The sequence below is a fragment of the Streptomyces genisteinicus genome (assembly GCF_014489615.1).
Classification (GTDB): Bacteria; Actinomycetota; Actinomycetes; order Streptomycetales; family Streptomycetaceae; genus Streptomyces; species Streptomyces genisteinicus.
The window spans coordinates 2160723-2182025 of the sequence record NZ_CP060825.1 but is presented as its reverse complement, the minus strand read 5'-3'; the positions used below and the strand labels follow the sequence as shown (position 1 = coordinate 2182025).

Genomic DNA, 21303 nt, shown 5'->3' with positions numbered 1-21303 from the left:
GGACCGCGCAGCGGCCGTCACTCCACCGTCTGGAGCAGTCCCCAGGTGAAGTCGGCGGTGAGGGCCGTGGCGGGGGTCCCGGAGCCGGGGAGGGCGAGGCGGAAGCGGGTGGGGGCGGTGCCCTCCAGGGGGCGGGCCCCGGGGAAGGCGCGGGCGACCTCGTCGACCGTGCACGACCAGGGGACGAGGTCGTCCGCCGTGCGCAGCACGGGTCCCGCGGCACCCGGGGCCCGCACCAGCCATTCGTTCCAGACTGCCCCGCTCCCGGCGACGGCCAGCACCTCGAAGCGCAGTCCGGGCCAGAGCGGCACCGGCCACAGGTGGGCCTCGCACTCCAGGTCACCGATGCGGCGGGGCCCGGACGCCTCGGGGGCGCCGAGCACCGAGCGGTAGCGGGAGAGCGCGCCGCGGGCCCGGGGGGAGCGGCACATCGCCTGCCAGCGGCGGTTCGCCTCGCGCATCGCGGAGACCGTGACCCCGAGCCGGCGGCGGGCGTCGTCGACGAGCTCGGGCCGCTGGTCGGCCATCCGGCGGAGCAGGACGAGCTGGAAGTCGAGGGGGCCGAAGGGGGCGTCGGGGCTCATGCCCGGCATCCTGCCCGCGCGCCGGGTGGGGACACCGCGAGCGGGCACGCCGCGGAGGATGTGATTCCACACAGGATCCTCACAGAGCGGCCCGCCTCTCGAACGTTCCTTCCGCATAGCCTCCCAAGGCCATGGATTACTGCCACCCGTGCGGACGGCACCTCAACGGCGCTCTGGCCTGTGCCGGGTGCGGCACCCCCGTCGAGGAGCTCCGCCGTCTCAGCTTCGCCGCCCCGGCGGCCGACACCGTCGTCCACGAGCTGGAGCGCGAGCCCGAGCCGGAACCCGCACGGCCGGGGCCGCGCAGCGCCCGCCGTCAGGCCGCGTCGCGCCGCAAGCCGGCTCCGGTGGGCCGCAGGGCGCGCAGGAGGCGCGGGCGCAGGCTGGCGATCGGGACCGTGGGTCTGGTGCTGGCCGCCGGCGCGCTGGGCTTCGCGCAGTTCGCGGAGGGCCCGGGCGACGACGGCGCGGCGACCGCGGTGCGGGAGAGCGCCGTCGTCGAGTCGGAGACGGCCGAGCCCACCCCGTCCGAGGAGCCGGTGCCCGACGGGCTGGCGGAGGTCACGGAACAGCCGGTGGCCTCGTCCGGGTCGCCGTCCGCCGGGCGGACCGCGGTGCCGGTCCGCGGGCCGGAGACGGGCGGCACGGGTACGGCGGAGGCCGCCGAGGGGGAGGCGAGCCCCTCGCCGTCGGCGACCGGGGAGTCGGAGGAGGGCTCCGGACCGTCGGCGTCGCCCTCGCCGTCGGACGGCGCCCCGTCGGACGGGCCCGGCACCCAGGCGCCGTCCCAGCAGCCCCCGCCGCCGTCCGGGCCCGCGCCCGCTCCGTCGCCGTCGCCGACGTGCGAGCGGTTCCTGTGGTGGTGCCTGTGACGCGCGGACCCGGGCGTCTCAGGTCCCGGTGGCGTCGCCGAGCATCCGTCTGAGCAGGTCGCGCAGGAGCGCGCGTTCGACGGCGGTGAGCTCGGCGAGCGGCTCGCGGGCGAAGTCCAGCGAGGTGCGCAGCCGCCGGGCCAGCTCCCGGCCCTCGTCGGTGGCCGCGGCCAGCTTGACCCTGCGGTCGCCCGGGTCGGGGCGGCGCTCGACGAGACCGCGGACCTCCAGGCGGTCGACGATGCCGGTGATGTTCGACGGCTCGCACTTCATCGTCCGGGCGATGCGGCGCATGGGCAGCGCGTCCATGGACAGGAGCCCGAGAACCCGGGCCTGGGCGCCGGTGAGGGAGTGCTCGGCGGCCGCCCGCTCGTACTCGTCGTGGTAGCGGGCCACGACGGAGCCGATGAGCTCGACGACCTCGACGGTCAGGGGGTCTGTTCCTTGGGCGGCCATGGGCACCACGATACCCATATGCTTGACAATCTGAAATATTCAGCTGCATGGTTGTTTCAGGTTCTGAAGTATTACGAAGCTCTCCTGGAGGCTCGCAGCATGTCCGCACTTCCCGCGTCCGGCCGTGAATGGCACCTCGTCGCCCGTCCGCACGGCTGGCCCGAGGCGGAGGACTTCGCGCTCCGCGAGACCGAGGTGACCGCGCCCGCCGAGGGCCGGGTCCTCGTGCGCAACCTGCACTTCTCGGTCGACCCCTACATGCGCGGCCGGATGAACGACGTGAAGTCCTACACCCCGCCGTTCAAGCTCGACCACCCGATGGACGGCGGCGCTGTCGGCGAGGTCGTCGCCTCCGCGGCCGAGGGCTTCGAGGTCGGCGACCACGTGCTGCACGGTCTCGGCTGGCGCGAGTACGCGAGCGTCCCCGCCCAGCACGCCGTCAAGGTCGACGCCTCCCTCGCGCCGCTCTCCGCCTACCTCGGAGTGCTCGGCATGACCGGACTCACCGCCTACGCGGGCCTGTTCGAGGTGGCCTCCTTCAAGGAGGGCGACGCCGTCTTCGTCTCCGGCGCGGCCGGCGCGGTCGGCAGCCAGGTCGGCCAGATGGCGCGGATCAAGGGCGCCTCGCGGGTCATCGGCTCGGCCGGCTCCGACGAGAAGGTCAAGCTCCTCGTCGAGAAGTACGGCTTCGACGCCGCCTTCAACTACAAGAACGGCCCCGTCGCGCAGCAGCTCAAGGACGCCGCCCCCGACGGCATCGACGTCTACTTCGACAACGTCGGCGGCGACCACCTCGAAGCCGCCATCTCGTCCTTCAACGTCGGCGGCCGCGCCACCATCTGCGGCATGATCGCCCAGTACAACAACACCGAGGCCACCCCCGGCCCGCGCAACCTGGCCCTGGTCATCGGCAAGCGGCTGCGGCTGACCGGCATGCTGGTCAACGACCACAAGCACCTCCAGCGGCAGTTCGCCGAGGACGTCGCCGGCTGGATCGCCTCGGGCGAGCTGAAGTACGACGAGACCGTCGTCGAAGGGATCGAGCGCGGCTACGACGCCTTCGCCGGGATGCTGCGCGGCGAGAACACCGGAAAGATGATCGTCTCGCTGGGCTGAGACGTTCACCCGTTAGGCTCATGCCCAGCCGTCGCGATCGTGGGCGCGAGTCGCGGCGAACCAGCAGGAGGAACGACTCATGTCCATCCAGCAGTCCGACGTGCTCTACACCGCCGTGGCCACCGCCGAGAACGGCCGCGACGGGCGCGTCGCCACCGACGACGGCGTGCTCGACGTCGTCGTCAACCCGCCGAAGGCCATGGGCGGCAACGGCGCCGGCACCAACCCGGAGCAGCTGTTCGCCGCCGGCTACAGCGCCTGCTTCCAGGGTGCCCTCGGCGTCGTCGCCCGCCAGGAGAAGGCGGACATCAGCGGCTCGACGGTCACCGCCGAGGTCGGCATCGGCAAGAACGACGACGGCTTCGGGATCATCGTGAAGATCTCCGCCACGATCCCGAACGTCGACGCCGCCACCGCCAGGGACCTCCTGGAGAAGGCCCACCAGGTCTGCCCGTACTCCAAGGCCACCCGCGGCAACATCACGGTCGACCTGGCCGTCTGACCGCACGCCCGGGTTCCCTCGCCCCGCACGGGACGAGGGACCCCGGGCCGTCGCGTCAGCGCGCCAGCAGCGCCCGCCCGATCTGCGCGTACATCCCCTTCGGGTGCGCCCGGAACAGCGGCTCCGTGCCGAACAGCACCACCGGGGCGCCGGACGCCGCGGTGCCCGAGACGACCGAGGCGCGTCCGGACGCCTCCGACGGACCGCCGCCGCCGTCCTCCTCCGCCCGCCAGTGACCGGCGACCAGCGGGTTCCCGGCACCGTACGACTGCTCCACCCGCACCCCGTCACCGAGCGCGGTGAACCAGCCCGGCGCGTAGACGAACGTGTGCCCGGGCGCGCCGCCGGTGATCGCACCCCCGGAGTTGGTCACCCGCACCACCCCGTTGGCGTCGCCGTTGCCCGTCACCGCCGTCACCGGAAGCAGCCGCGCCGCCGCGTTGAACGCGGCGCCCGTCTCCCCGAGCCCGACGACCGGGACCCCGCTCGCCCCGAACGCCGCCCGCGCGGCAGGAGTGAGCGCCCCGTGGTCGAGCCCCGCCGACACGAACAGCGCGTCCGCCCGCGACCAGTCGAAGCCCGCGTTCAGCACCGCCGTGGACACCGGCTCCACCCCGAACCCCATCTCACGCAGGGCGAACAGCTCCCCGGACGTCACCGCCGCCGCCACCCGGGTGCGGCGCATCTCCGTCACGCCCCGGCGTGCCGCCGCCTCGAAGCGGACCCCCAGCCGCTCCGCGAGGACCCGGGCCGCACCCCGCGCCGAACCGGGCACCACCGCCGAGCCGTCGGCCGCACGGCGCACCCGGACACCCTGCGCCAGCAGGGAGTTGACGGCCGCCAGCTCCGCCGGGTCGTCCAGCCGCAGCCCCAGGTCGCCGTACGGGGCGACGTACCCGGTGGCGGACGCCGCGCGCACGGCCCGGGTCGGCACCCGCGGCGCCCGCCGCTCGGACCGCTCCACGGTCGCCCCCCACAGCAGGCCGAGGCTCCACCCCGAGATGTCGTACATCGTGGAGACGTCCGCGCTGATGTCCCGCCCGTCCGCCAGGATCACATTGGCCATGCCCCGCTTCGGCTGGTGCATGTCGACGATGTACGAGCCCGCCGGGTGGGCGCGGCCCGCCAGCACGAAACCGCTGCGCGCCTGCTCCACCCGCACGTCGTTCGCGACCAGATGGTCCACCAGCCGTGCCGCGGCCACCGCCGACCGCTGGCCGCGCCCCGCCGGGATGACGTACGCCCGCGGGAACCGGGTCGTGTACACGTCCTCCGGGCCGATGCCGGGCACCCCGGGCACGGTCTCCTCCGACACCGGGCGCTGCGCCTCACCGGCCGCCCCGCGGCGGAACGTCTCGATCTGGTCGGCGATCACCGAAGCGCGGTGGGTGTCCGTGTACTCCAGCGTCGCGCGCATCGCCGCCCCGGCGATGTCCGTGTTGATCGCGGCCCGGCGGCGCAGCTCCGCCACCGGCAGGGTGGTGTAGGCGCTGTTGTTGACGGTCATCGGGAACTCGATCGTGTGCGAGGCGACCGCGCCCTGGAACGGCATGTACTGCGGGGTGAAGACGGGCGGCCAGTCGTCCCAGCCCTCCTTCTCGTCCCGGAACGGGATGACGGCGGGCCGCACCCCGTCCTTCTCGGCCGTGTAGCCGAGGCCGTTGACCGCGGCCTCCATGCCGAGCGCGTTGGCGTAGGCGTTCTTCAGAAACAGGTCGTACTCGTAGTTCTCGCCGTGCGGCGGGGTCGTCGGCTCGATCAGGGTGCCGTTCACGTACCCGTGCAGGTCCAGCATCACGGCGGGCTGCCGTTCGATCGCGATCCGCCGGATCGCCCGGGTCTCCGGCTGCGACGCGGTCACGAAGTCCCGGTTGAGGTCGAAGCCCGCCGCGTTGGCACGGGTGCCCGCGATCCTGCCGTCCGGGTTCGCCGTGACGTTCAGCATGATCCGGTTGCGGGCCAGCAGGGAGGCGGTGCGGGCGTCCTTCGCCTTCGCCAGTTCCCCGACCAACTCCAGGGCCGCGTCCGTGCCCTCCCACTCGTTGCCGTGGATGTTGTTGTTGATGAGGACCGGCGTCTTGTATGCGGCCCCGATCCGCCGGTCCTTCGCCGCCCGCGCCGGATCGCCGGCGATCAGGTCCCGCATCCTGTCCTGCTCACGGGCCTCGGCCGCGCTCTCCGGAGCGGTCACCGTGACGAGGTACAGCTCGTGGCCGCCCGCCGAACGGCCGGCGACCTCGACGCTCACCCGGTCGCCCAGCCGCTGGAGGGCGTTGAGCCGCGGGGCCAGCGAATGGTACGGCGCCAGACCGAGCTTGAGGGACTTGTCCGCGGGGTTCTCCGGCGGCAGGTCGAGCACCGTCTCGCGCGGATAACCCCCGGTGCGGGCCGGGGCGGGGGAGCGGGCCGTGAGCGCCGCCCCGGACAGGGACGCGGGGGTGCGGGCGGCCGCGGTGTCCCGTCCGCCGCCCTCCCGCACGGGGTGGGAGCGGGGCTCGTCACGGCCGGGGGCCGCGGTGGCGGCGGGCGGGACGAGCAGGGTGCCCGCGAGGGCGGCCGCAAGCGTGGTGAGCGCGGCACGGAACACGACGGGTCGGGATGTTCCCATGCGGTACGGACCTTTCGGATGCCGGGAGGGTGAGGCCGAAGGATGCGGTACACGATCAGTACGCAGGGTCTACCGGTTCGCCCGCCGGACAACAAGAGGCACCCCGATAGGCTGGCCCGATGCGCGATTTCGGGGCCGGCTTCGGCTACTTGATGAAGGGCCAGCGATGGGTGGCCCGCCACGGCCGGTGGTTCGGCTTCGGGCTGCTGCCCGGGCTGGTGACCCTGGTGCTCTACGCGGCGGCCCTCGCCGGGCTGGTGGCGTTCGCCGACGACCTGGTCGCCTGGGCGACCCCGTTCGCCGACGACTGGTCCTCGCCCTGGCAGGGCACGTTCCGCGGGGCGCTCACCGCGCTCCTCTTCGTCCTCGGGCTCTTCCTGTCGGTGATCACCTTCACCGCCGTGACGCTGCTCGTCGGACAGCCCTTCTACGAGTCCCTGTCGGAGCACGTGGACCGCACCGAGGGCGGCGACGTGCCCACGTCCGGTCTGCCGCTCTGGCGCGAACTGTGGATCTCCGCCCGCGACTCGCTGCGGATCCTGCTGCGCGTCCTGCTCTGCGGGGTGCTCCTGTTCGCGTGCGGCTTCATCCCCGTGGCCGGTCAGACCGTCGTGCCGCTGATCGGCTTCTGCGTCTCCGGTTTCTTCCTCACGCAGGAGCTGACCTCGGTGGCCATGCAGCGCCGCGGCATCGACCTGAAGCGGCGGCTGCGGCTGCTGCGGTCCCGCCGCGCGGCCGTCCTCGGCTTCGGCGTACCGCTGGTGCTGGCGTTCCTCGTGCCGTTCGTCGCCGTGCTGCTGATGCCGGGGGCGGTCGCCGGGGCGACGCTGATGGCCCGCGACCTGGCGCCGGACGCCGACCGGGCGGACGGGTCGGAGGCTGCGGGCAAGGCCGGCGGGGAGACTGCCGGCGGGGAGATCCCCGGCGACGCCGGCCGGGGCGGCTCCGCCGCAGGTACCGTGCCGCCGCCGGTGGTGTGGCCCGAGGCGGGGCAGGGCCCACGGCGCTGAGGCGCGGGGGCGGGGGACTGGGTGCGGCGGTCGGAGTGACCGGCGGAGGTCAGCCGCGCTGGAGGTCGCTGGTGTCGTGCAGCAGGCCGTGGCGGCCGTCCTCCAACCGGACGACCAGTGCCTGGCCGCGCTGCCCGACCGCCAGGTACCAGACACCGGGCCGCAGGTCGGCGACCACACGCGGCCGGAGATCCGCCACGACGACCCGCCGCACCACCGGCACGGCGAACCAGTACAGGGTGAACGGCGGGTCGATCGCCGAGGGCAGCGGTGCCGGGCCGGGGGCCGTCCCGTCGGTGCGGGGCGCGGCGGTGGCCGGCGTCGCGGGCGGATCGGCCGGCGGGGCGGTTCGCTCCGGCGCCCGCTGATCCGGCAGACGAGAGCCTGCCGCCCGCCGCACGACCTGGGTGTCCCGACGGGAGTGGGTGAGCCACGCCTCGGATCTCCGCTGGCCGCGGGGGCCGCCCAGCGCCGTCAGGAGGGCGTGCAGTGCGGCGGTGCCCCGGAGGCGTGCCGCAGCCACCATGACGAGGTCGGCCTCGTCATGCCTGTGCTCGCCGCGCAGATGGTCGCTCAGCAGAATCACTTCGTCGGTCGGCAGCCATTGCCCTGCTTGGAGCAGCAGGGTCTTCGCCTCCCTCGCACGGCCTCCGAACACGCGCAGCGCGGAAACGGCCTCCGCGATCTGCGGCGGGGTGAGGCTCCGCGCGGCCTTCGTCAGCGCGAGCAGCAGGGCTCTCTCGTCCGGACATGTGCTGGTGGTGCAGAAGCCGAGCAGTTCCCGGACGGGCGCCGACAGCGGCGGGGTGACGGCCCCGGAGGGCGGGAGTGCAGGCGCACCCCAGCCGGGCCGTACGCCGGAGGCGAGAGGCGCCGGGGAGGGTTCGGGCGGCGGCCCGTCTGCCGCCGGCGGCGCGTCCGGGGAGGGCGATTTGGGCGGGGACTGCTCGGGCGGGAGTGCAGGCGCACCCCAGCCGGGGCGTACGCCGGAGGCGGGAGGCGCCGGGGAGGGTTCGGGCGGCGGCTCGTCTGCCGCCGGCGGCGCGTCCGGGGAGGACGGTTCGGGCGGGGGCCCGACCGGGTCGCCGTCGGCACGGCGCTGCTTGGAACCGCGTGCGTTGAACCTGCGCAGGAAGTCGGACACATCGCTGGACAGGAACAGGGCAGCGGCATTGCCGTGCAGATACCCGCGGAGAAGCGAGCCCGACGCGGGCGTGTCCGTGCGGGGCGGCGGGGGCCCGGTGAACAGTGCACTCGCGGCCGGGGGCGGGACCTCGGTGTGCACGGTGTCTGCCGGTCCGGCGGCGGCCGGGGCCGGATGCCGTGGCGGTGGGCCGAACGCTTCCCCCCGACCCGCGGGAACCGGCGGAGGACCGGGGCTCCACCCGGCGGAGACCGGCGAAGGCGCCGGTGCGAGCGTGCCGCCGGTCGGCGCGGGGCCGGGGTCCGGGGCGTCCGCCGGGTCCGTCTGCCGTCGGCCGGAGTCCGGGGCGGGAGGACGACCGGTCCCGGGCGGCGGGCCCCAGCCGGCCCGGGGCGCCGGGGCCGGGCGCTCGAGCGCCCGGAGCGGCGGCTCGTCCAGCGCCGCGGACGCCTCGTCCAGGGCCGCAGCCACCTCCTCCGCCGTCATGCGCGCGGCCGGGTCCTTGACCAGCAGGCCGCGGATCACGTCCGCCAGCGCCCCGGCGTGCTCCGCCTCGGGCGGTTCCTCGTCGCAGATCGCGCGCACCACGGCCGCCTGGCTCGTCCTGCCGAACGGCTGCCGCCCCTCGACGGCCTCCCACAGCACCGCCCCGAGCGACCACAGGTCCGAGGCGGCGCTGCCGCGGTCGTGCTCCAGCTGTTCGGGCGCCATGTAGAGCGACGTCCCCGGTGTGCCGCCGAGACCGGTCATCTGCGACATGTCCCCGAGCAGGGCGACGCCGAAGTCGGTGACGACGACCCGGGGGCCGGCCACCAGGATGTTGGCCGGCTTCAGATCCCGGTGGACGACGTCCTTGCCGTGGGCCTCCCGCAGGGCGCCGAGGACGGCGAGGCCGAGGCGCGCGGCCTCCGGCAACGGCAGCTTCCCGGAGGTGCGGAGCACGTCCCTGAGCGACGCGCCGTCCACGTACTCCATCACGATGGCCGGCGGGTCCAGATGGGAGAGCAGGTCGTGCACCGCCACCACCGCGTCGTGGCGCATCCGGGCGAGTGCCCGCGCCTCACGGTCGAAGCGGCGCGCTCCCTCCTCGCCCGTGCCGTGGAGGAAGAGCAGTTCCTTCAGCGCGACACGGCGTCCCAGCCGCTCGTCCTCGGCGAGCCACACCCGGCCCATCCCGCCCCGGCCGAGGACCCGTTCCAGACGGAACCGCCCGTCGACCAGTTCCCCCTCCTGCCGCATGGGCAGAGTCTACGGCCGCCCATGACGGACCGTCACCGCGTGGGGAGATCCCACACGACGAGTCCCGGCGCGGTCCGCCCGGCGGACGCGAGCAGGGCGCCGTCCGGCCCCCAGACACCGCTGTCGCCGAGGCAGTCGCCCGCGTCGCCGCCGCCGACGTGGTTGGCGAGCAGGACGTGCAGCCCGTTGTCGCGGGCGCGGACGGGCATGACCGTCTCGAACGAGTCGTTTGCGGCGTCCAGGGCCGAACTGGCCACGTACACCTCGCAGCCGTCCGCCGCCGCCCGCTCCGCCACCTCGGGGAAGCGGTTGTCGTAGCAGACGGCGACGGCGAAACGGACTCCGTCGAGGACGAAGCGGCCGTCGGCCGTACCGGCCGCGAACACGTCCTGCTCCGGTCCGCACAGGTGCGTCTTGGCGTAGCGGGCCAGCGGCTCGCCGTCCGGGCCGATCACGAGCGCGCCGATCGCCGGGCGCTCCCCGCCGGTGACGGCCGCGCAGCCGATCAGCGCGGCCGTCGACGTCCGGCGGCAGGCCTCCCGCAGCGGCTCCAGGCGCGCGTCGTCCTCGGTGAGCCAGGCGTCCGGGCCGGCGGCGATCGGGTCGAGCAGGTACCCGTTGGCGGACAGCTCGCAGAAGGCCACGAAGCGCACGCCCTGCTCGCCGGCCCGCTCGACGAGCGCCGTCATGCTGCGCACGTTCTCCTCGATGCCGCCGAGTACGGAGGGGAACTGTGCTGCCGCGATTCTCATGGGCCCATCATGCGGGGGACCCCGGCCGGGCCGCCCGGCGGGGTCCCCTTGCAGCTCAGGAGGGTGCTCGCGGCTCAGGAGGCCGACGCGGCGACCTCCACGACGGCCCGCACCTGGGCGATGATGTCCAGCCGGTTCCGCACGAACTCCGGGTCGGTGATCTCGCTCGTGTTCCCCGCCCCGAACTGGAGCACCGGGGTGTGCACATGGCCGCCCGGGACGGTGAGGCCGAGCCGGTCGCGCAGCAGGGTGGCGCGGTAGGCGATCTCGTTGGAGAGGTAGTCCCCGCCGCCTCCGGCGCGTGCCGCGGACCCGGGGGTCGGCCCCCCGGGGCGGACCACCGGGGCGGTCGCGCCGGCCGGGACCTCGGTCACGGAGGTGTTGTCGTACACCGGGAAGCGCCCCGTGGGAGCCGCGGTGATCGCCGCGTACGGCAGCGTGGTCGTGGTCCACTGCGGCTGGGTCGCCGGGTCGGCCACCGGGACGGTCCCGGTGCGCGAGAGGTTGTCGTTGTCGGCGAAGCCGCCCCGCCAGGCGCCGTTGTACCGCTCGACGTCGATCCGCCCCACCCGGCCCTGGCTGACCGTCGTGAAGAGGTCGGCGCGCGGCAGCACGGGGCGCAGGGCGCGCTCCACCGTGCCGGCGGCGAAGTCGTCCCAGCGGACGGGGAAGACGGCCGTCTCGATGCGCGCGGGGCCGTCGGGGGTGCTGATCCAGGTGCCGTCCAGCGCGAGCGCGGTGGCCCCGGAGGGGTTGCTGATCCGGATGTCGCGGTCCAGCGTGAACGGGTCGAAGCCGGTGAGCACGACACGCCGCACGCCCCTGCCGCCCGGGAAGTCCATGGAGTCCTGTCCGCGGGACGCCCGTTCGAGGCGGTCCATCAGCTGGGCCCGCCGGGTGTCGTCGAGACCGAAGGCGGGCTGCCAGACCCGCAGCTGGGACGTCATGCCGAGCCGCGCCCAGTACAGCGGCCGGTCGTCGTCCCGGCTCAGGTCCCCGAGGGCCGGGCCCCTTCCCTGGGCCCGGTCCACGGCGCGGTCCCACAGGGAGCGGGCGTGGCGGGCGACGGCCCGCTCGGCCTCCCGGTAGGTGTCCGCCGCGGCGAGCGAGCGGGCGAAGGCCGGTGCCACGCCGTCGAATCCGCTGCGCCGCAGGATCTCCTGCGGGACCGCACGCGTCAGCCGCTGCTCCTCGGCCGTGGGCGCGGGGGCCGGGTCCGTGCTGCTCGCCGCCGCGGGCGGGGCGACGGCGGCACCCAGGGCGAGGGCGGTGGCCAGGGCGAGCACGGTGACGCGGGGGCGTATCCGGAACACGGCAGTCCTTCCGTCGGGTGGGCGGAAGTATCGCCGCGTGCGGCGCTCCTGGCTACGGGGCAGTGATGCGGCGGTAGGCGATCTCGGCCAGCCGCCGCTGCCCGTCCCTGCTCGGGTGGAACCAGTCCCACCGGCTCAACTGGGTCCCGGTGAACCGGAAGCCGAAGACGTCGCCGCCGTCCCCGCGGCAGCGTTCGTCCCGGGCGCAGACGTCCTTCAGGACCTCGTTGTAGTCGATCACCCGCTGGTGGACGGTGTCCCGGCGCCGCTCGGCCGCCGGGCCGTCGTCGTGGGCGTCGCCGAGCATGGTGGCGCAGATGCCGAGCTGCCAGATCCGGCTGCCCAGGGCGTCGTCCCGGCCGGTGGCCCAGAGGCGCTTGAGGTCGGGCACGCTCGACACGTAGACCTGCGCCTCGGGGGCCTCCTCGCGCAGGATCTCCATCGCCGCCGTGACGGACTCCCGGAAGGCGGTCACCGGCGTCATGCGGTCGAGGGAGTCCGCGCAGGCGTCGTTGGCACCGACCATCACCGTGACCAGTTCCGGCTTGTGCGCGGCCGCCTTCGCCATCTGGCCGGGCAGGTCGGAGGCGTCCGCGCCGGAGACGGCGTGGTTCCAGCTGTGCGTGGCCACCCGCTCGGGGCCGAGCAGGCGCAGGGCGACGGAGCCGACGCCGGCGTCGGAACCGGTGGCCCAGGAGACCTCCGGGCAGTCGGCGAGGATCGCGCACGCGTCGAACCCGCGGGTGATGGAGTCGCCGACGGCGGCGACGGAACGCGGTGCGCGGTCCCACAGGGTGGTGGGCGTCGGGGAGGGCTTCGGGGTCGCCGTGCCCGGTGCGGCCTCGTGCGGTGACGGCGTGTCACAGGCGCCGAGGGCGGCCGTCAGCAGGGCGGCGAGACCGGCGGCGGCCGCTCGGGCCGCACGCGTGCGGCGTGTTGCCGGACGCTGACGCATCCTCTGATCCCCTCCCGAGACCGGCGTCCGACTCCTGCCGGGTGAAAGCTTGGTGCGCAGGGGCCCGGGACCGAGAGTACGTCACCCCTCGGGGCCGCCCGCACGGTAGCTTTTCCCCGTCGACCCTGAGGCATCCCCGCCCATCGGCGCCAGTAAATTACATCACGTCACATGATGTCCCTTTTGTGGAGTTTCGCGCCGGATGCTGTTTACTGAGGCCGCTGGGAAGGTGACCCTCGTCCCACACTGGAGGTCCCGGTGACGACACGTGGCGTTCTGTACGTTCACTCCGCACCGCGCGCGCTGTGCCCGCACATCGAGTGGGCGATCGCGGGGGTGCTCGGCACACGCGTCCAGCTCGACTGGATCCGCCAGCCGGCATCCCCCGGCACCTGGAGAGCGGAGGTCTCCTGGCGCGGCGAGGCCGGCACGGCATCCAAAATCGCCTCCGCCCTGCGCGGATGGCACCTGCTGCGCTTCGAGGTCACGGCGGAGCCCTGTGCGACGGCCGAGGGGGAGCGCTACAGCGCCACTCCCGACCTCGGCATCTTCCACGCGGTGACCGGCATCCACGGCGACATCCTGGTGCCCGAGGACCGTCTGCGTGCCGCCATGGGCCGGGCCTCCCGGGGCGAGACGGAGCTGGAGGCGGAGATCGCGAAGCTGCTCGGGAAGCCGTGGGACGACGAACTGGAGCCCTTCCGCTACGCGGGTGAGGGTGCGCCGGTGCGCTGGCTGCACCAGGTGGTCTGAGGCTCCGCCCGCCGAGGCGGGCGCCCCCTCCGTGCACGTACCGGGTACGGGCCGGGGCCGGAGCCCGGCGGCGCGGGGTGTGCAGGGCCTCCCGGAGGCGGATGCCCGCCGGGGCGCGTACCCGCGGCTCACAGGGGCCCGGCGCCCCCGCCGCACCTCGCGGAGGCACGCAGCCCGGGTGCACGGCCCCGCCCCGCACGGTCCCGGCGGACGCGCCGACCCCGGGCACACGGTCCCCGGGCACACGGCGTCTGGACATGCGGCCTCCGGACACGCAGCGCTTGGACACACGGTGCCTGGACACACAGCGTCTGGGCACACGGCTCGCGTACACACGGTGCCAAGGCACACGGTTCCTGGACACACAGCCTCCGGACACACGGTTCCTGGACACGCAGCGCCAGGGCACATGGCGTCCGGGCCCACAGCCTGTGAACCCACAGCCCCCGTACCCACAAGGCCCCGCACCCCCCCTGAGGGGGCGCGGGGCCTCGTCGTCGTTGCGGCCGACCTGCCGGGGCCGGACGGTGGGATCAGACCGTGCGGAAGGCGAGGACCACGTTGTGGCCGCCGAAACCGAACGAGTTGTTGATCGCCGCGATCGTGCCCTCGGGCAGCGCCCGCGGGGTGTCGCGGACCACGTCCGCCTCCACGGCCTCGTCGAGCTCGTCGACGTTGATGGTGGGCGGTGCGGTGCGGTGGTGCAGCGCGAGGACGGTCGCGACCGTCTCGATGCCGCCGGCGCCGCCGAGCAGGTGGCCCGTCATCGACTTGGTGGCGGAGACCGCGACATGGTCGAGGTCGTCGCCGAGGACCGCGCGCAGCGCCTTGATCTCGGCGACGTCGCCCTGCGGCGTCGACGTGGCGTGCGCGTTGAGGTGGACGACCTCGGCCGGCTTGAGGTCCGTGGTCTCCAGCAGGTTGCGCAGGGCCGCCGCGATGCCGCGGCCGGTCGGCTCGGGCTGCGCGATGTGGTGGCTGTCGGCGGACAGGCCCTGCCCGAGGACCTCGCAGTAGACCCTGGCGCCGCGCGCGGCGGCGTGCTCGGCCGACTCCAGGATCACGACGCCGGCGCCCTCGCCGAGGACGAAGCCGTCGCGGCCGGTGTCGTAGGGCCGGGAGGCCTTCAGCGGCTCGTCGTTGTTCTTCGACATCGCCATCATGTTGGCGAACGCCGCGATGGGCAGCGGGTGGATGGCCGCCTCGGTGCCGCCGGCGACGACCACGTCGGCACGGCCGGTGCGGATCATCTCCACGGCGTAGCCGATCGCCTCGGCGCCGGACGCGCACGCGGACACCGGGGTGTGGACGCCCGCCTGGGCGTTGACCTCCAGGCCGACGTTGGCGGAGGGGCCGTTGGGCATCAGCATGGGGACGGTGTGCGGGGAGACCCGGCGCACGCCCTTGTCCTTGAGGACGTCGTACTGGTCGAGCAGGGTCGTCACGCCGCCGATGCCGGAGGCGATGACGGTGCCGAGACGGGCCGGCGCGACGGACTCGTCCTCGCCCGCGGGGGCGGTGAACCCGGCGTCGGACCATGCCTCACGGGCCGCGATGACCGCGAACTGCGCGGAGCGGTCCAGCTTGCGGGCGAGCGGGCGGGGCAGGACCTCGCCCGGGTCGACCGCGGCGGTCGCGGCGATGCGGACCGGGAGTTCGGCGTAGCGCTCGCCCTCCAGGGGCTTCACGCCCGAACGCCCGGCGAGCAGGCCTTCCCATGTCGATGCGCTGTCGCCACCCAGCGGTGTGGTTGCGCCGATACCGGTGACGACCACGGTGCGATTGGTCGAGTTCACAGGAATTCTTTCTCCACTGTCAGAGGGTGCGGAATCGATCCGGCGCCACCGAGGGTGGCGACCAGCGCGTCGTCAGACGACCCAGGTGCTTACTTGGCGACCTGGTGGTTGAGGATGTAGTCCGCGGCGTCGCCGACGGTCTTCAGGTTCTTGACGTCCTCGTCCGGGATCTTGACGTCGAAGCGCTCTTCGGCGGCGACGACGACCTCGACCATGGACAGCGAGTCGACGTCCAGGTCGTCGGTGAAGGACTTGTCCAGCTGGACGTCCTCGACCGGGATGCCGGCGATCTCGTTGACGATCTCGGCGAGACCTTCGACGATCTCTTCCTGAGTGGCGGCCATGTTGGCGCTCCTTCGGTGTGTTTCAGAGAGGGTGTGGCAGGGCCGTGCGGAGGTCCGACGGCGCCTAGGGGAGGGTAACGACCGTCGCGGCGTAGACGAGACCCGCCCCGAAGCCGATGACGAGCGCGGTGTCGCCGCTCTTCGCCTGTCCGGTCGCCAGGAGCCGCTCCATGGCGAGCGGGATCGAGGCGGCGGAGGTGTTGCCGGTGGTCTCGACGTCGCGGGCGACCGTGACGTGCTCCGGCAGCTTCAGTGTCTTCACCATCGAGTCGATGATCCGCATGTTGGCCTGGTGCGGGATGAAGACGTCCAGGTCGGCCGGCGCGATGCCGGCCGCGTCGAGAGCCTGCTGCGCGACCTTCGCCATCTCGAAGACGGCCCAGCGGAACACCGCCTGGCCCTCCTGCGTGATGGCGGGGAACTTGACCTCGCCCGCCTCGTTGAGCGGCAGCCGGGAGACGTCGCCCACGTAGTAGTCGTTCCACGGCACGGTCTGCTTGATGGTCTCGGACTTGTCGCCCTCCGAACCCCACACCGTGGGGCCGATGTGCGGCTCGTCCGAGGGGCCGACCACGACCGCGCCCGCGCCGTCGCCGAAGAGGAAGGCCGTGGCGCGGTCCTCCAGGTCGGTCAGGTCGCTGAGCCGCTCGACGCCGATGACGAGGACGTACTCGGCGGAGCCCTCGACGATCATGCCCTTGGCGAGGGTGAGGCCGTAGCCGAAGCCCGCGCAGCCGGCCGAGATGTCGAACGCCGCGGGCTTGCCCGCCCCGACCTTGTCGGCGATCTCGGTGGCGACGGCCGGGGTCTGCTTGAAGTGGGACACCGTGGACACGATCACGGCGCCGATCTGCTCGGCCGCGATGCCCGCGTCGGCGAGCGCCTTGCCCGACGCCTCGACCGACATGGCGGTCACGGTCTCCTCCGGGGAGGCCCAGTGGCGGGTGGCGATGCCGGAGCGCGAGCGGATCCACTCGTCGGAGGAGTCGATCTTCTCGAGGATCACCTCGTTGGGCACCACACGGGTCGGGCGGTAGCCGCCGACACCCATGATGCGTGCGTACGGGGCGCCCTTGCTGGGCTTGATCTTCGACATGCTGTACGGCTCCCTTGTCAGACTGTGCCCGCGGTCCCGGCGGCGTCGGCGGCACCGGTGGAGGCGAGCAGCGTGCGGGCCGCTTCGAGGTCGTCCGGAGTCTTGAGCGCGACCCACTCGACACCCGGCATCGCACGCTTGGCGAGACCCGTGAGCGTACCGCCGGGGCAGACCTCGAGGAGAGCCGTGGCCCCGAGCTTCGTGAAGGTCTCCATGCACAGGTCCCAGCGGACCGGGTTGGCGACCTGCCCGACGAGCCGGGCGAGGACGTCGGCGCCGGAGGCGACGGTCTGCCCGTCGCGGTTGGAGACGTAGGGCACCACCGGGTCGGACGGCGCGATGTCCGCGGCGGCCTTCTCCAGCGTGGTGACGGCGGGCGCCATGTGGACGGTGTGGAACGCGCCGGCCACCTTGAGCGGAACGACCCTGCGGACGCCCTCGGGCTTGTCCTCGGCGAGGGCGGCGAGCTGCTCCATGGTGCCCGCGGCGACGATCTGACCGGCGCCGTTGACGTTGGCCGGGGTGAGGCCCAGCTTCTCCAGGTGGGCGATGCTCACCTCCGGGTCGCCGCCGAGCAGCGCCGACATGCCCGTCTCGGTGACCGCGGCGGCCTCGGCCATGGCCAGACCCCGGGTGCGGACCAGGCGCAGTGCGGTGGTCTCGTCGATGACGCGGGCGAACGCGGCGGCGGTGATCTCGCCGACGCTGTGGCCGGCGACCGCGCCGGGCGTGATGTCGCCGAGTGCGGCCGCGGACAGCAGACCGGCGGCGACCAGCAGCGGCTGGGCGACCGCGGTGTCACGGATCTCGTCCGCGTCGGCCTTCGTGCCGTAGTGGGCGAGGTCGAGTCCGATGGCGTCGGACCACGCCGCCACGCGGTCGGCGGCGCCGGGGAGTTCGAGCCAGGGGGTCAGGAAGCCGGGCGTCTGAGCGCCTTGGCCGGGAGCGACGAGTACGAGCACCCTCACACTCTCTCTTGCGGACGGCCCCGGACACCCGTGGGGACAGGGACGAAGAACCGTCGGGGGAATTGTCGGTGTCCCACAAAAGCCCCGGATCGTCAGTCCGCGTCGGCCAGACGTCCCAGAATGAGGGCGATTCGCAGGGTGAACGCCGAACGGACGTCGGAAGGAGACCATCCGGTGACGTCTGTCACACGTCGCAGCCGGTAGCGCACGGTGTTGGGGTGAACGAACAGCATCCGGGCCGCGCCCTCCAGGCTGCTCGCCTGCTCCAGATAGACACTGAGAGTTTCCAGCAGCGCCGAACCCGCCTCTTCGAGCGGTCTGTAGATCTCCTCCACCAGTTGCTCGCGCGCCGCAGGGTCGGAGGCGATGGCGCGTTCCGGCAGGAGATCGTCCGCGAGAACCGGCCGGGGTGCATCCTGCCACGCGGCGCACGCCTTGAGGCCCGCCGCGGCCGCCTGGGCGGAACGTGTCGCGGCCAGCAGGTCCGGCACGATCGGGCCCGCGACCACGGGACCGGCCGCGTACGGGCCGATCAGCGCCTTGGCGACGTGCAGCGGGCTGTCGTTGCCGCCGGCGATGACGACCAGCCGGTCGCCGAGCACCCCGGTCAGGACCTGGAGCTTGGCGTGCCGGGCGGCCCGGCGGATGGCCTCCACGGTCAGCTCGCTGTCGCCGTCCGGCGCGGTGCCGAGGATCACGCACACGTGGTCGGGGGAGTTCCAGCCGAGGGCCGCGGCGCGGGACACGGCGCCCTCGTCCGCCTCGCCCGACAGCACCGCGTTCACCACCAGCGACTCCAGGCGCGCGTCCCACGCGCCCCGGGCCTCCGCCGCCTGCGCGTACACCTGCGCGGTGGCGAAGGCGATCTCCCGGGCGTAGACCAGCAGGGCCTCGCGCAGCACGGACTCGTCGCCCGGGGCCGCGACCTCCTCGATCGCCGTCTCCATGACCTCGATGGTGGTGCGCACCATCTCCACGGTCTGGCGCAGGGTGATGGCCCGGGTCAGCTCGCGCGGCGCGGTGCCGAAGACATCGGTCGAGATGGCCTGCGGCGCCTCCGGATACCGGAACCACTCGGTGAAGGCGGCGATGCCGGCCTGGGCCACCAGCCCGATCCACGACCGGTTCTCCGGGGGCATGGCGCGGTACCACGGCAGCGTCTCGTCCATGCGGGCGATCGCGTTCGCCGCGAGCCGGCCGGACGACTGCTCCAGGCGGCGGAGGGTCGCTGAGTGCGGGTGGGAGGCGTTCGCAGGAGGTTCGGACACGGGGACAAGAGTGCCTTATCAGGACGCGGGCTCCGAGTGCCGGGGTTCTCCGCGATCGTCCGCGCCGCGGCGGGCCCCGGCTACCGTGGACCCCGTGACCGCACCCGTGACCTCCGTGCACCGTTCCGGCGACCGGTACCCCGGAGGCGATCCGGCGGCCGGGATCGAGTCCCTGCACGCGTTCTCCTTCGGCAGCCACTACGACCCGGACAATCTCCGCTTCGGCGCGCTGCTCGCCTGCAACGAGGAGCGCCTCGCACCCGGCGCGGGCTTCGACGAGCACCCCCACAGCCACACCGAGATCGTGACCTGGGTCGTCGAGGGCGAGCTGACCCACCGGGACTCGGCCGGTCACTCCACCGTGGTGCGCCCCGGCGACGTCCAGCGGCTCAGCGCGGCGGGCGGCGTCCGCCACGTCGAGCGCAACGACGGCGACACCCCGCTGGTGTTCGTGCAGATGTGGCTCGCGCCGAAGGACCCGGGCGGGGCGCCCGCGTACGAGATCGTCCGGGGCATCGCCGACTCCACGCCGTACGCGCTCCCCGAGGCCGGGGCCCTGCTGCACGTCCGCCGCCTCGCCGCGGGGGAGCGGACGGCGGTGCCCGAGGCGGCCTGTGTCTACGTGCACGTGGTGCGCGGCCTGACGCGGCTCGGCGGCGAGGAGCTGGCCGCCGGCGACGCGGCACGGATCACGGGCGCGCGGGGGCAGGAACTCGCCGCGGAGGGCGGGCCGGCCGAGGTGCTGATGTGGGAGATGGGCGGCTGAGAGGCCGGCCCAGGGGCGGGGGCGTCTCGTCCTGCCGGTACTCGCGCCTGCCGGTACTCAGTCCTGCCAGTAGAAGAGGAGATCGCCCGCGCCGAGCGGTTCCCGGCTCCCGAAGAAGTAGACGCACAGGCCGGTGACGGTGACGTCGTCGACGGCGGGGTCGAACCACCGGAACCCGGCGGCTTCGAGGGCGCGGCGGACGGCCGGGTCCGGGTCGTGGCAGGTGACGAAGCGCCCCAGGGTGCTGACCAACACGGGGTGATCGCCGCGCGGGAGCACCCAGTAGCTGCCCTCGCCCTGGTGGTTGTGCTCGCCGATGGACACCGGCGCCCCGTGCTCGAACCCCGCGCCGGTCAGGGCGGCCGCCGCGCGCCGGAGCTGATCCCGCACGTCGACGGGCGCCGGGGGCGCGGTGACGAGGGCCTCGATCCGCCAGCGCGGATCGCTCAGCCGTTGGCAGTCGGGCGCGTACGCGTGGACGATCGCGGCGCGCGTCTCCTCGTCCAGCCCGCCGACCTCGACGCGCGGGCACCCCAGCCGTGCCCAGACCTCCCGGGCGGCGGAGGCGTCCTCGGTCAGGCGGTGGAGGGCGTACGCCGCCCACAGCGCCGCCTCGGCGGGGGAGTCCGGGTCGGCGGCGCACGCCCGCAGCCGGTCCGCGTCGTCGGCGAGGGACGCGGCGAGATGGGCGACCGCCCGGTCGGGATCGGCGAGGGCGCCGGTGACGTCCTCGTCCGCGCGGGCCCGCATCCGCACCCGGACCATGCGGTCCTGCGGGCGCTCCTCGTCCAGCAGCGCCAGCACGGCGGCGGGGCCGTGGCGGGCGGCGAGGGCGTCGAGCCCGGCCTCGCCCGCCTGCCGGTTGCGGGGCCAGGGGTCGGCTGCCATCGCGGACAGCTCGGGCACAGCGGAGAGGTCGCCGAGCCGTCCGCGTGCCCGGAGCAGGGCAGCCGGCATCCCGGTCCCCTTCTCCTGCCGCCGGTCCTCGTGGCGGACCCACGGCAGCAACTCCGGCCGGTCGCCGAGGACATCGAGCAGCGCGATCCGCACCTCGCCCGTGTCCCCGGTGTCCTTCACCCGCGCGATCAGCTCCGGGACGCACGCCCGAGGGACGCGGCCTGCGAGGGCGTGCACGCAGTGGCGCCGCCGCCACCAGGGGTTGCCCCGGTCGGCCGCGTACCGTGCCAGCAGTTCCGGGTCGAAGGCGCGCAGCGCGGGGAGGTCCTTGCCGGGGCCGAGCGGGAGCAGCGCGTCGATCGACGGCATACGCCTAGCGGAGCCCGTCCACGAACGCCCGCCAGGCACCGGCGCCGACGGTGACCACCGGGCCGTCCGGGCGCTTGCTGTCCCGCACGGGGACGGCGCCGGCGGGGCAGCCGTCGGCGACCTCGACGCAGTCGCCGCCGGTGGGTCCGCTGTACGTGGACTTACGCCACTGCGTTGTGCTCTCCATAGTGCTCCTCCATCACGCGGGCGATCAGCGCCGCCGAATCCCTGACGGAGAGGGCTGACGCCTGCAAGTGAGCGTAATGGAGGCTGGCTTCCTTGAAAGTCTCCGGGTTGGCCGTCATATGGCCGGCGATCATGTCCTCGGTGTAGAAGACGTCCGCATGGTCCTCGAACCGCAACAGTCTCAAGGAAGTGCGGGGCAACCAAGGGAGGTGCTGCCCGGTCCTCTCTGCGGACGCGCCCGGTGCGGAGGGTATGCGCTGTGGCGCTGCGTCCCGCATAGGGTGCCGTGCTGTCGCGCCCCGGTGCCGG

20 protein-coding genes and 1 pseudogene are annotated in these 21303 nt (G+C 73.9%); 6 read left to right on the top strand and 15 right to left on the bottom strand.

The annotated features are described in order from the left end of the window. Positions 1-17: 17 nt before the first annotated feature. Positions 18-593: a hypothetical protein gene (locus IAG43_RS09615; RefSeq protein ID WP_187744375.1), complete on the bottom strand. Its 576-nt coding sequence runs from the start codon at positions 591-593 to the stop codon at positions 18-20. 122 nt (positions 594-715) lie between these two features. Here IAG43_RS09615 and IAG43_RS09610 point away from each other — a divergent pair, with 122 nt between their 5' ends. Beyond that, positions 716-1456: an SCO2400 family protein gene (locus tag IAG43_RS09610; protein ID WP_187740337.1), complete on the top strand. Its 741-nt coding sequence runs from the start codon at positions 716-718 to the stop codon at positions 1454-1456. A gap of 18 nt (positions 1457-1474) precedes the next feature. On the opposite strand, the gene IAG43_RS09605 is transcribed toward IAG43_RS09610, so the two are convergent. Further along, positions 1475-1912 carry a MarR family winged helix-turn-helix transcriptional regulator gene (locus IAG43_RS09605; protein ID WP_187740336.1) on the bottom strand — a complete coding sequence of 146 codons (438 nt, stop codon included), beginning with the start codon at positions 1910-1912 and terminating at the stop codon, positions 1475-1477. A gap of 99 nt (positions 1913-2011) precedes the next feature. Between IAG43_RS09605 and IAG43_RS09600 the strand changes: the two genes are divergently transcribed. Beyond that, complete coding sequence (locus tag IAG43_RS09600; RefSeq protein ID WP_187740335.1) at positions 2012-3028, top strand: NADP-dependent oxidoreductase; 1017 nt, start codon at positions 2012-2014, stop codon at positions 3026-3028. A 79-nt stretch (positions 3029-3107) separates the two neighbouring features. After that, on the top strand, positions 3108-3530 hold the full coding sequence (locus IAG43_RS09595; RefSeq protein ID WP_187740334.1) for an organic hydroperoxide resistance protein: 423 nt from the start codon (positions 3108-3110) through the stop codon (positions 3528-3530). A gap of 55 nt (positions 3531-3585) precedes the next feature. Here the strand turns inward: IAG43_RS09595 and IAG43_RS09590 are convergent, their stop codons facing one another. After that, positions 3586-6138, bottom strand: coding sequence for a M14 family zinc carboxypeptidase (locus tag IAG43_RS09590; protein WP_187740333.1), 2553 nt, complete (start codon positions 6136-6138; stop codon positions 3586-3588). A gap of 119 nt (positions 6139-6257) precedes the next feature. Between IAG43_RS09590 and IAG43_RS09585 the strand changes: the two genes are divergently transcribed. After that, entirely contained in the window at positions 6258-7148 is an 891-nt protein-coding gene (locus tag IAG43_RS09585; RefSeq protein ID WP_187740332.1) for an EI24 domain-containing protein, read from the top strand. A gap of 49 nt (positions 7149-7197) precedes the next feature. On the opposite strand, the gene IAG43_RS09580 is transcribed toward IAG43_RS09585, so the two are convergent. From IAG43_RS09580 to IAG43_RS09565, 4 genes are all read right to left on the bottom strand, one after another. Further along, positions 7198-9531: a serine/threonine-protein kinase gene (locus IAG43_RS09580; RefSeq protein ID WP_187740331.1), complete on the bottom strand. Its 2334-nt coding sequence runs from the start codon at positions 9529-9531 to the stop codon at positions 7198-7200. Positions 9532-9563: 32 nt separating this feature from the next. Continuing rightward, positions 9564-10283, bottom strand: coding sequence for a carbon-nitrogen hydrolase family protein (locus tag IAG43_RS09575; RefSeq protein WP_187740330.1), 720 nt, complete (start codon positions 10281-10283; stop codon positions 9564-9566). A gap of 74 nt (positions 10284-10357) precedes the next feature. Continuing rightward, positions 10358-11596: a pyroglutamyl-peptidase I gene (locus IAG43_RS09570; RefSeq protein ID WP_187740329.1), complete on the bottom strand. Its 1239-nt coding sequence runs from the start codon at positions 11594-11596 to the stop codon at positions 10358-10360. Between the two features lie 52 nt (positions 11597-11648). Next, positions 11649-12551 carry an SGNH/GDSL hydrolase family protein gene (locus IAG43_RS09565; RefSeq protein ID WP_187740328.1) on the bottom strand — a complete coding sequence of 301 codons (903 nt, stop codon included), beginning with the start codon at positions 12549-12551 and terminating at the stop codon, positions 11649-11651. A gap of 258 nt (positions 12552-12809) precedes the next feature. On the opposite strand from IAG43_RS09565, the gene IAG43_RS09560 reads away from it, so the two are divergent. Then, positions 12810-13304 carry a DUF3145 domain-containing protein gene (locus IAG43_RS09560; protein WP_187740327.1) on the top strand — a complete coding sequence of 165 codons (495 nt, stop codon included), beginning with the start codon at positions 12810-12812 and terminating at the stop codon, positions 13302-13304. A gap of 533 nt (positions 13305-13837) precedes the next feature. On the opposite strand, the gene IAG43_RS09555 is transcribed toward IAG43_RS09560, so the two are convergent. The 5 genes from IAG43_RS09555 to IAG43_RS09535 all read right to left on the bottom strand — a co-directional run bounded on the left by IAG43_RS09555 (position 13838) and on the right by IAG43_RS09535 (position 18776). Continuing rightward, positions 13838-15100 carry a beta-ketoacyl-[acyl-carrier-protein] synthase family protein gene (locus IAG43_RS09555; RefSeq protein ID WP_187740326.1) on the bottom strand — a complete coding sequence of 421 codons (1263 nt, stop codon included), beginning with the start codon at positions 15098-15100 and terminating at the stop codon, positions 13838-13840. Positions 15101-15189: 89 nt separating this feature from the next. After that, a complete protein-coding gene (locus tag IAG43_RS09550; RefSeq protein ID WP_147986308.1) occupies positions 15190-15444 on the bottom strand; it encodes an acyl carrier protein in 255 nt (84 codons plus the stop codon). A gap of 64 nt (positions 15445-15508) precedes the next feature. Next, positions 15509-16540 carry a ketoacyl-ACP synthase III gene (locus IAG43_RS09545; RefSeq protein ID WP_187740325.1) on the bottom strand — a complete coding sequence of 344 codons (1032 nt, stop codon included), beginning with the start codon at positions 16538-16540 and terminating at the stop codon, positions 15509-15511. A gap of 17 nt (positions 16541-16557) precedes the next feature. Beyond that, positions 16558-17502, bottom strand: coding sequence for an ACP S-malonyltransferase (locus IAG43_RS09540; RefSeq protein ID WP_187740324.1), 945 nt, complete (start codon positions 17500-17502; stop codon positions 16558-16560). Between the two features lie 98 nt (positions 17503-17600). Next, complete coding sequence (locus tag IAG43_RS09535; RefSeq protein WP_187740323.1) at positions 17601-18776, bottom strand: PucR family transcriptional regulator; 1176 nt, start codon at positions 18774-18776, stop codon at positions 17601-17603. A gap of 106 nt (positions 18777-18882) precedes the next feature. Here IAG43_RS09535 and IAG43_RS09530 point away from each other — a divergent pair, with 106 nt between their 5' ends. Continuing rightward, entirely contained in the window at positions 18883-19542 is a 660-nt protein-coding gene (locus IAG43_RS09530) for a pirin family protein (protein WP_187744374.1), read from the top strand. Between the two features lie 57 nt (positions 19543-19599). On the opposite strand, the gene IAG43_RS09525 is transcribed toward IAG43_RS09530, so the two are convergent. From IAG43_RS09525 to IAG43_RS09515, 3 genes and pseudogenes are all read right to left on the bottom strand, one after another. Beyond that, positions 19600-20808 carry a hypothetical protein gene (locus IAG43_RS09525; RefSeq protein WP_187740322.1) on the bottom strand — a complete coding sequence of 403 codons (1209 nt, stop codon included), beginning with the start codon at positions 20806-20808 and terminating at the stop codon, positions 19600-19602. A 4-nt stretch (positions 20809-20812) separates the two neighbouring features. Next, positions 20813-20995 (bottom strand): DUF397 domain-containing protein, encoded by a 183-nt coding sequence (locus IAG43_RS09520; RefSeq protein WP_187740321.1) that lies wholly within the window; start codon positions 20993-20995, stop codon positions 20813-20815. Then, a pseudogene (locus IAG43_RS09515) lies at positions 20970-21182 on the bottom strand (Scr1 family TA system antitoxin-like transcriptional regulator); the annotation flags it as partial. The pseudogene IAG43_RS09515 and the gene IAG43_RS09520, both read right to left, overlap by 26 nt. Between the last annotated feature and the right edge of the window lie 121 nt (positions 21183-21303).

Coding starts and splice junctions, on each gene's coding strand:
- IAG43_RS09615 (WP_187744375.1), bottom strand. CDS start 593: ATGCCGGGCATGAGCCCCGACGCCCCCTTCGGCCCCCTCGACTTCCAG.
- IAG43_RS09610 (WP_187740337.1), top strand. CDS start 716: ATGGATTACTGCCACCCGTGCGGACGGCACCTCAACGGCGCTCTGGCC.
- IAG43_RS09605 (WP_187740336.1), bottom strand. CDS start 1,912: ATGGCCGCCCAAGGAACAGACCCCCTGACCGTCGAGGTCGTCGAGCTC.
- IAG43_RS09600 (WP_187740335.1), top strand. CDS start 2,012: ATGTCCGCACTTCCCGCGTCCGGCCGTGAATGGCACCTCGTCGCCCGT.
- IAG43_RS09595 (WP_187740334.1), top strand. CDS start 3,108: ATGTCCATCCAGCAGTCCGACGTGCTCTACACCGCCGTGGCCACCGCC.
- IAG43_RS09590 (WP_187740333.1), bottom strand. CDS start 6,138: ATGGGAACATCCCGACCCGTCGTGTTCCGTGCCGCGCTCACCACGCTT.
- IAG43_RS09585 (WP_187740332.1), top strand. CDS start 6,258: ATGCGCGATTTCGGGGCCGGCTTCGGCTACTTGATGAAGGGCCAGCGA.
- IAG43_RS09580 (WP_187740331.1), bottom strand. CDS start 9,531: ATGCGGCAGGAGGGGGAACTGGTCGACGGGCGGTTCCGTCTGGAACGG.
- IAG43_RS09575 (WP_187740330.1), bottom strand. CDS start 10,283: ATGAGAATCGCGGCAGCACAGTTCCCCTCCGTACTCGGCGGCATCGAG.
- IAG43_RS09565 (WP_187740328.1), bottom strand. CDS start 12,551: ATGCGTCAGCGTCCGGCAACACGCCGCACGCGTGCGGCCCGAGCGGCC.
- IAG43_RS09550 (WP_147986308.1), bottom strand. CDS start 15,444: ATGGCCGCCACTCAGGAAGAGATCGTCGAAGGTCTCGCCGAGATCGTC.
- IAG43_RS09545 (WP_187740325.1), bottom strand. CDS start 16,540: ATGTCGAAGATCAAGCCCAGCAAGGGCGCCCCGTACGCACGCATCATG.
- IAG43_RS09525 (WP_187740322.1), bottom strand. CDS start 20,808: ATGCCGTCGATCGACGCGCTGCTCCCGCTCGGCCCCGGCAAGGACCTC.
- IAG43_RS09520 (WP_187740321.1), bottom strand. CDS start 20,995: ATGGAGAGCACAACGCAGTGGCGTAAGTCCACGTACAGCGGACCCACC.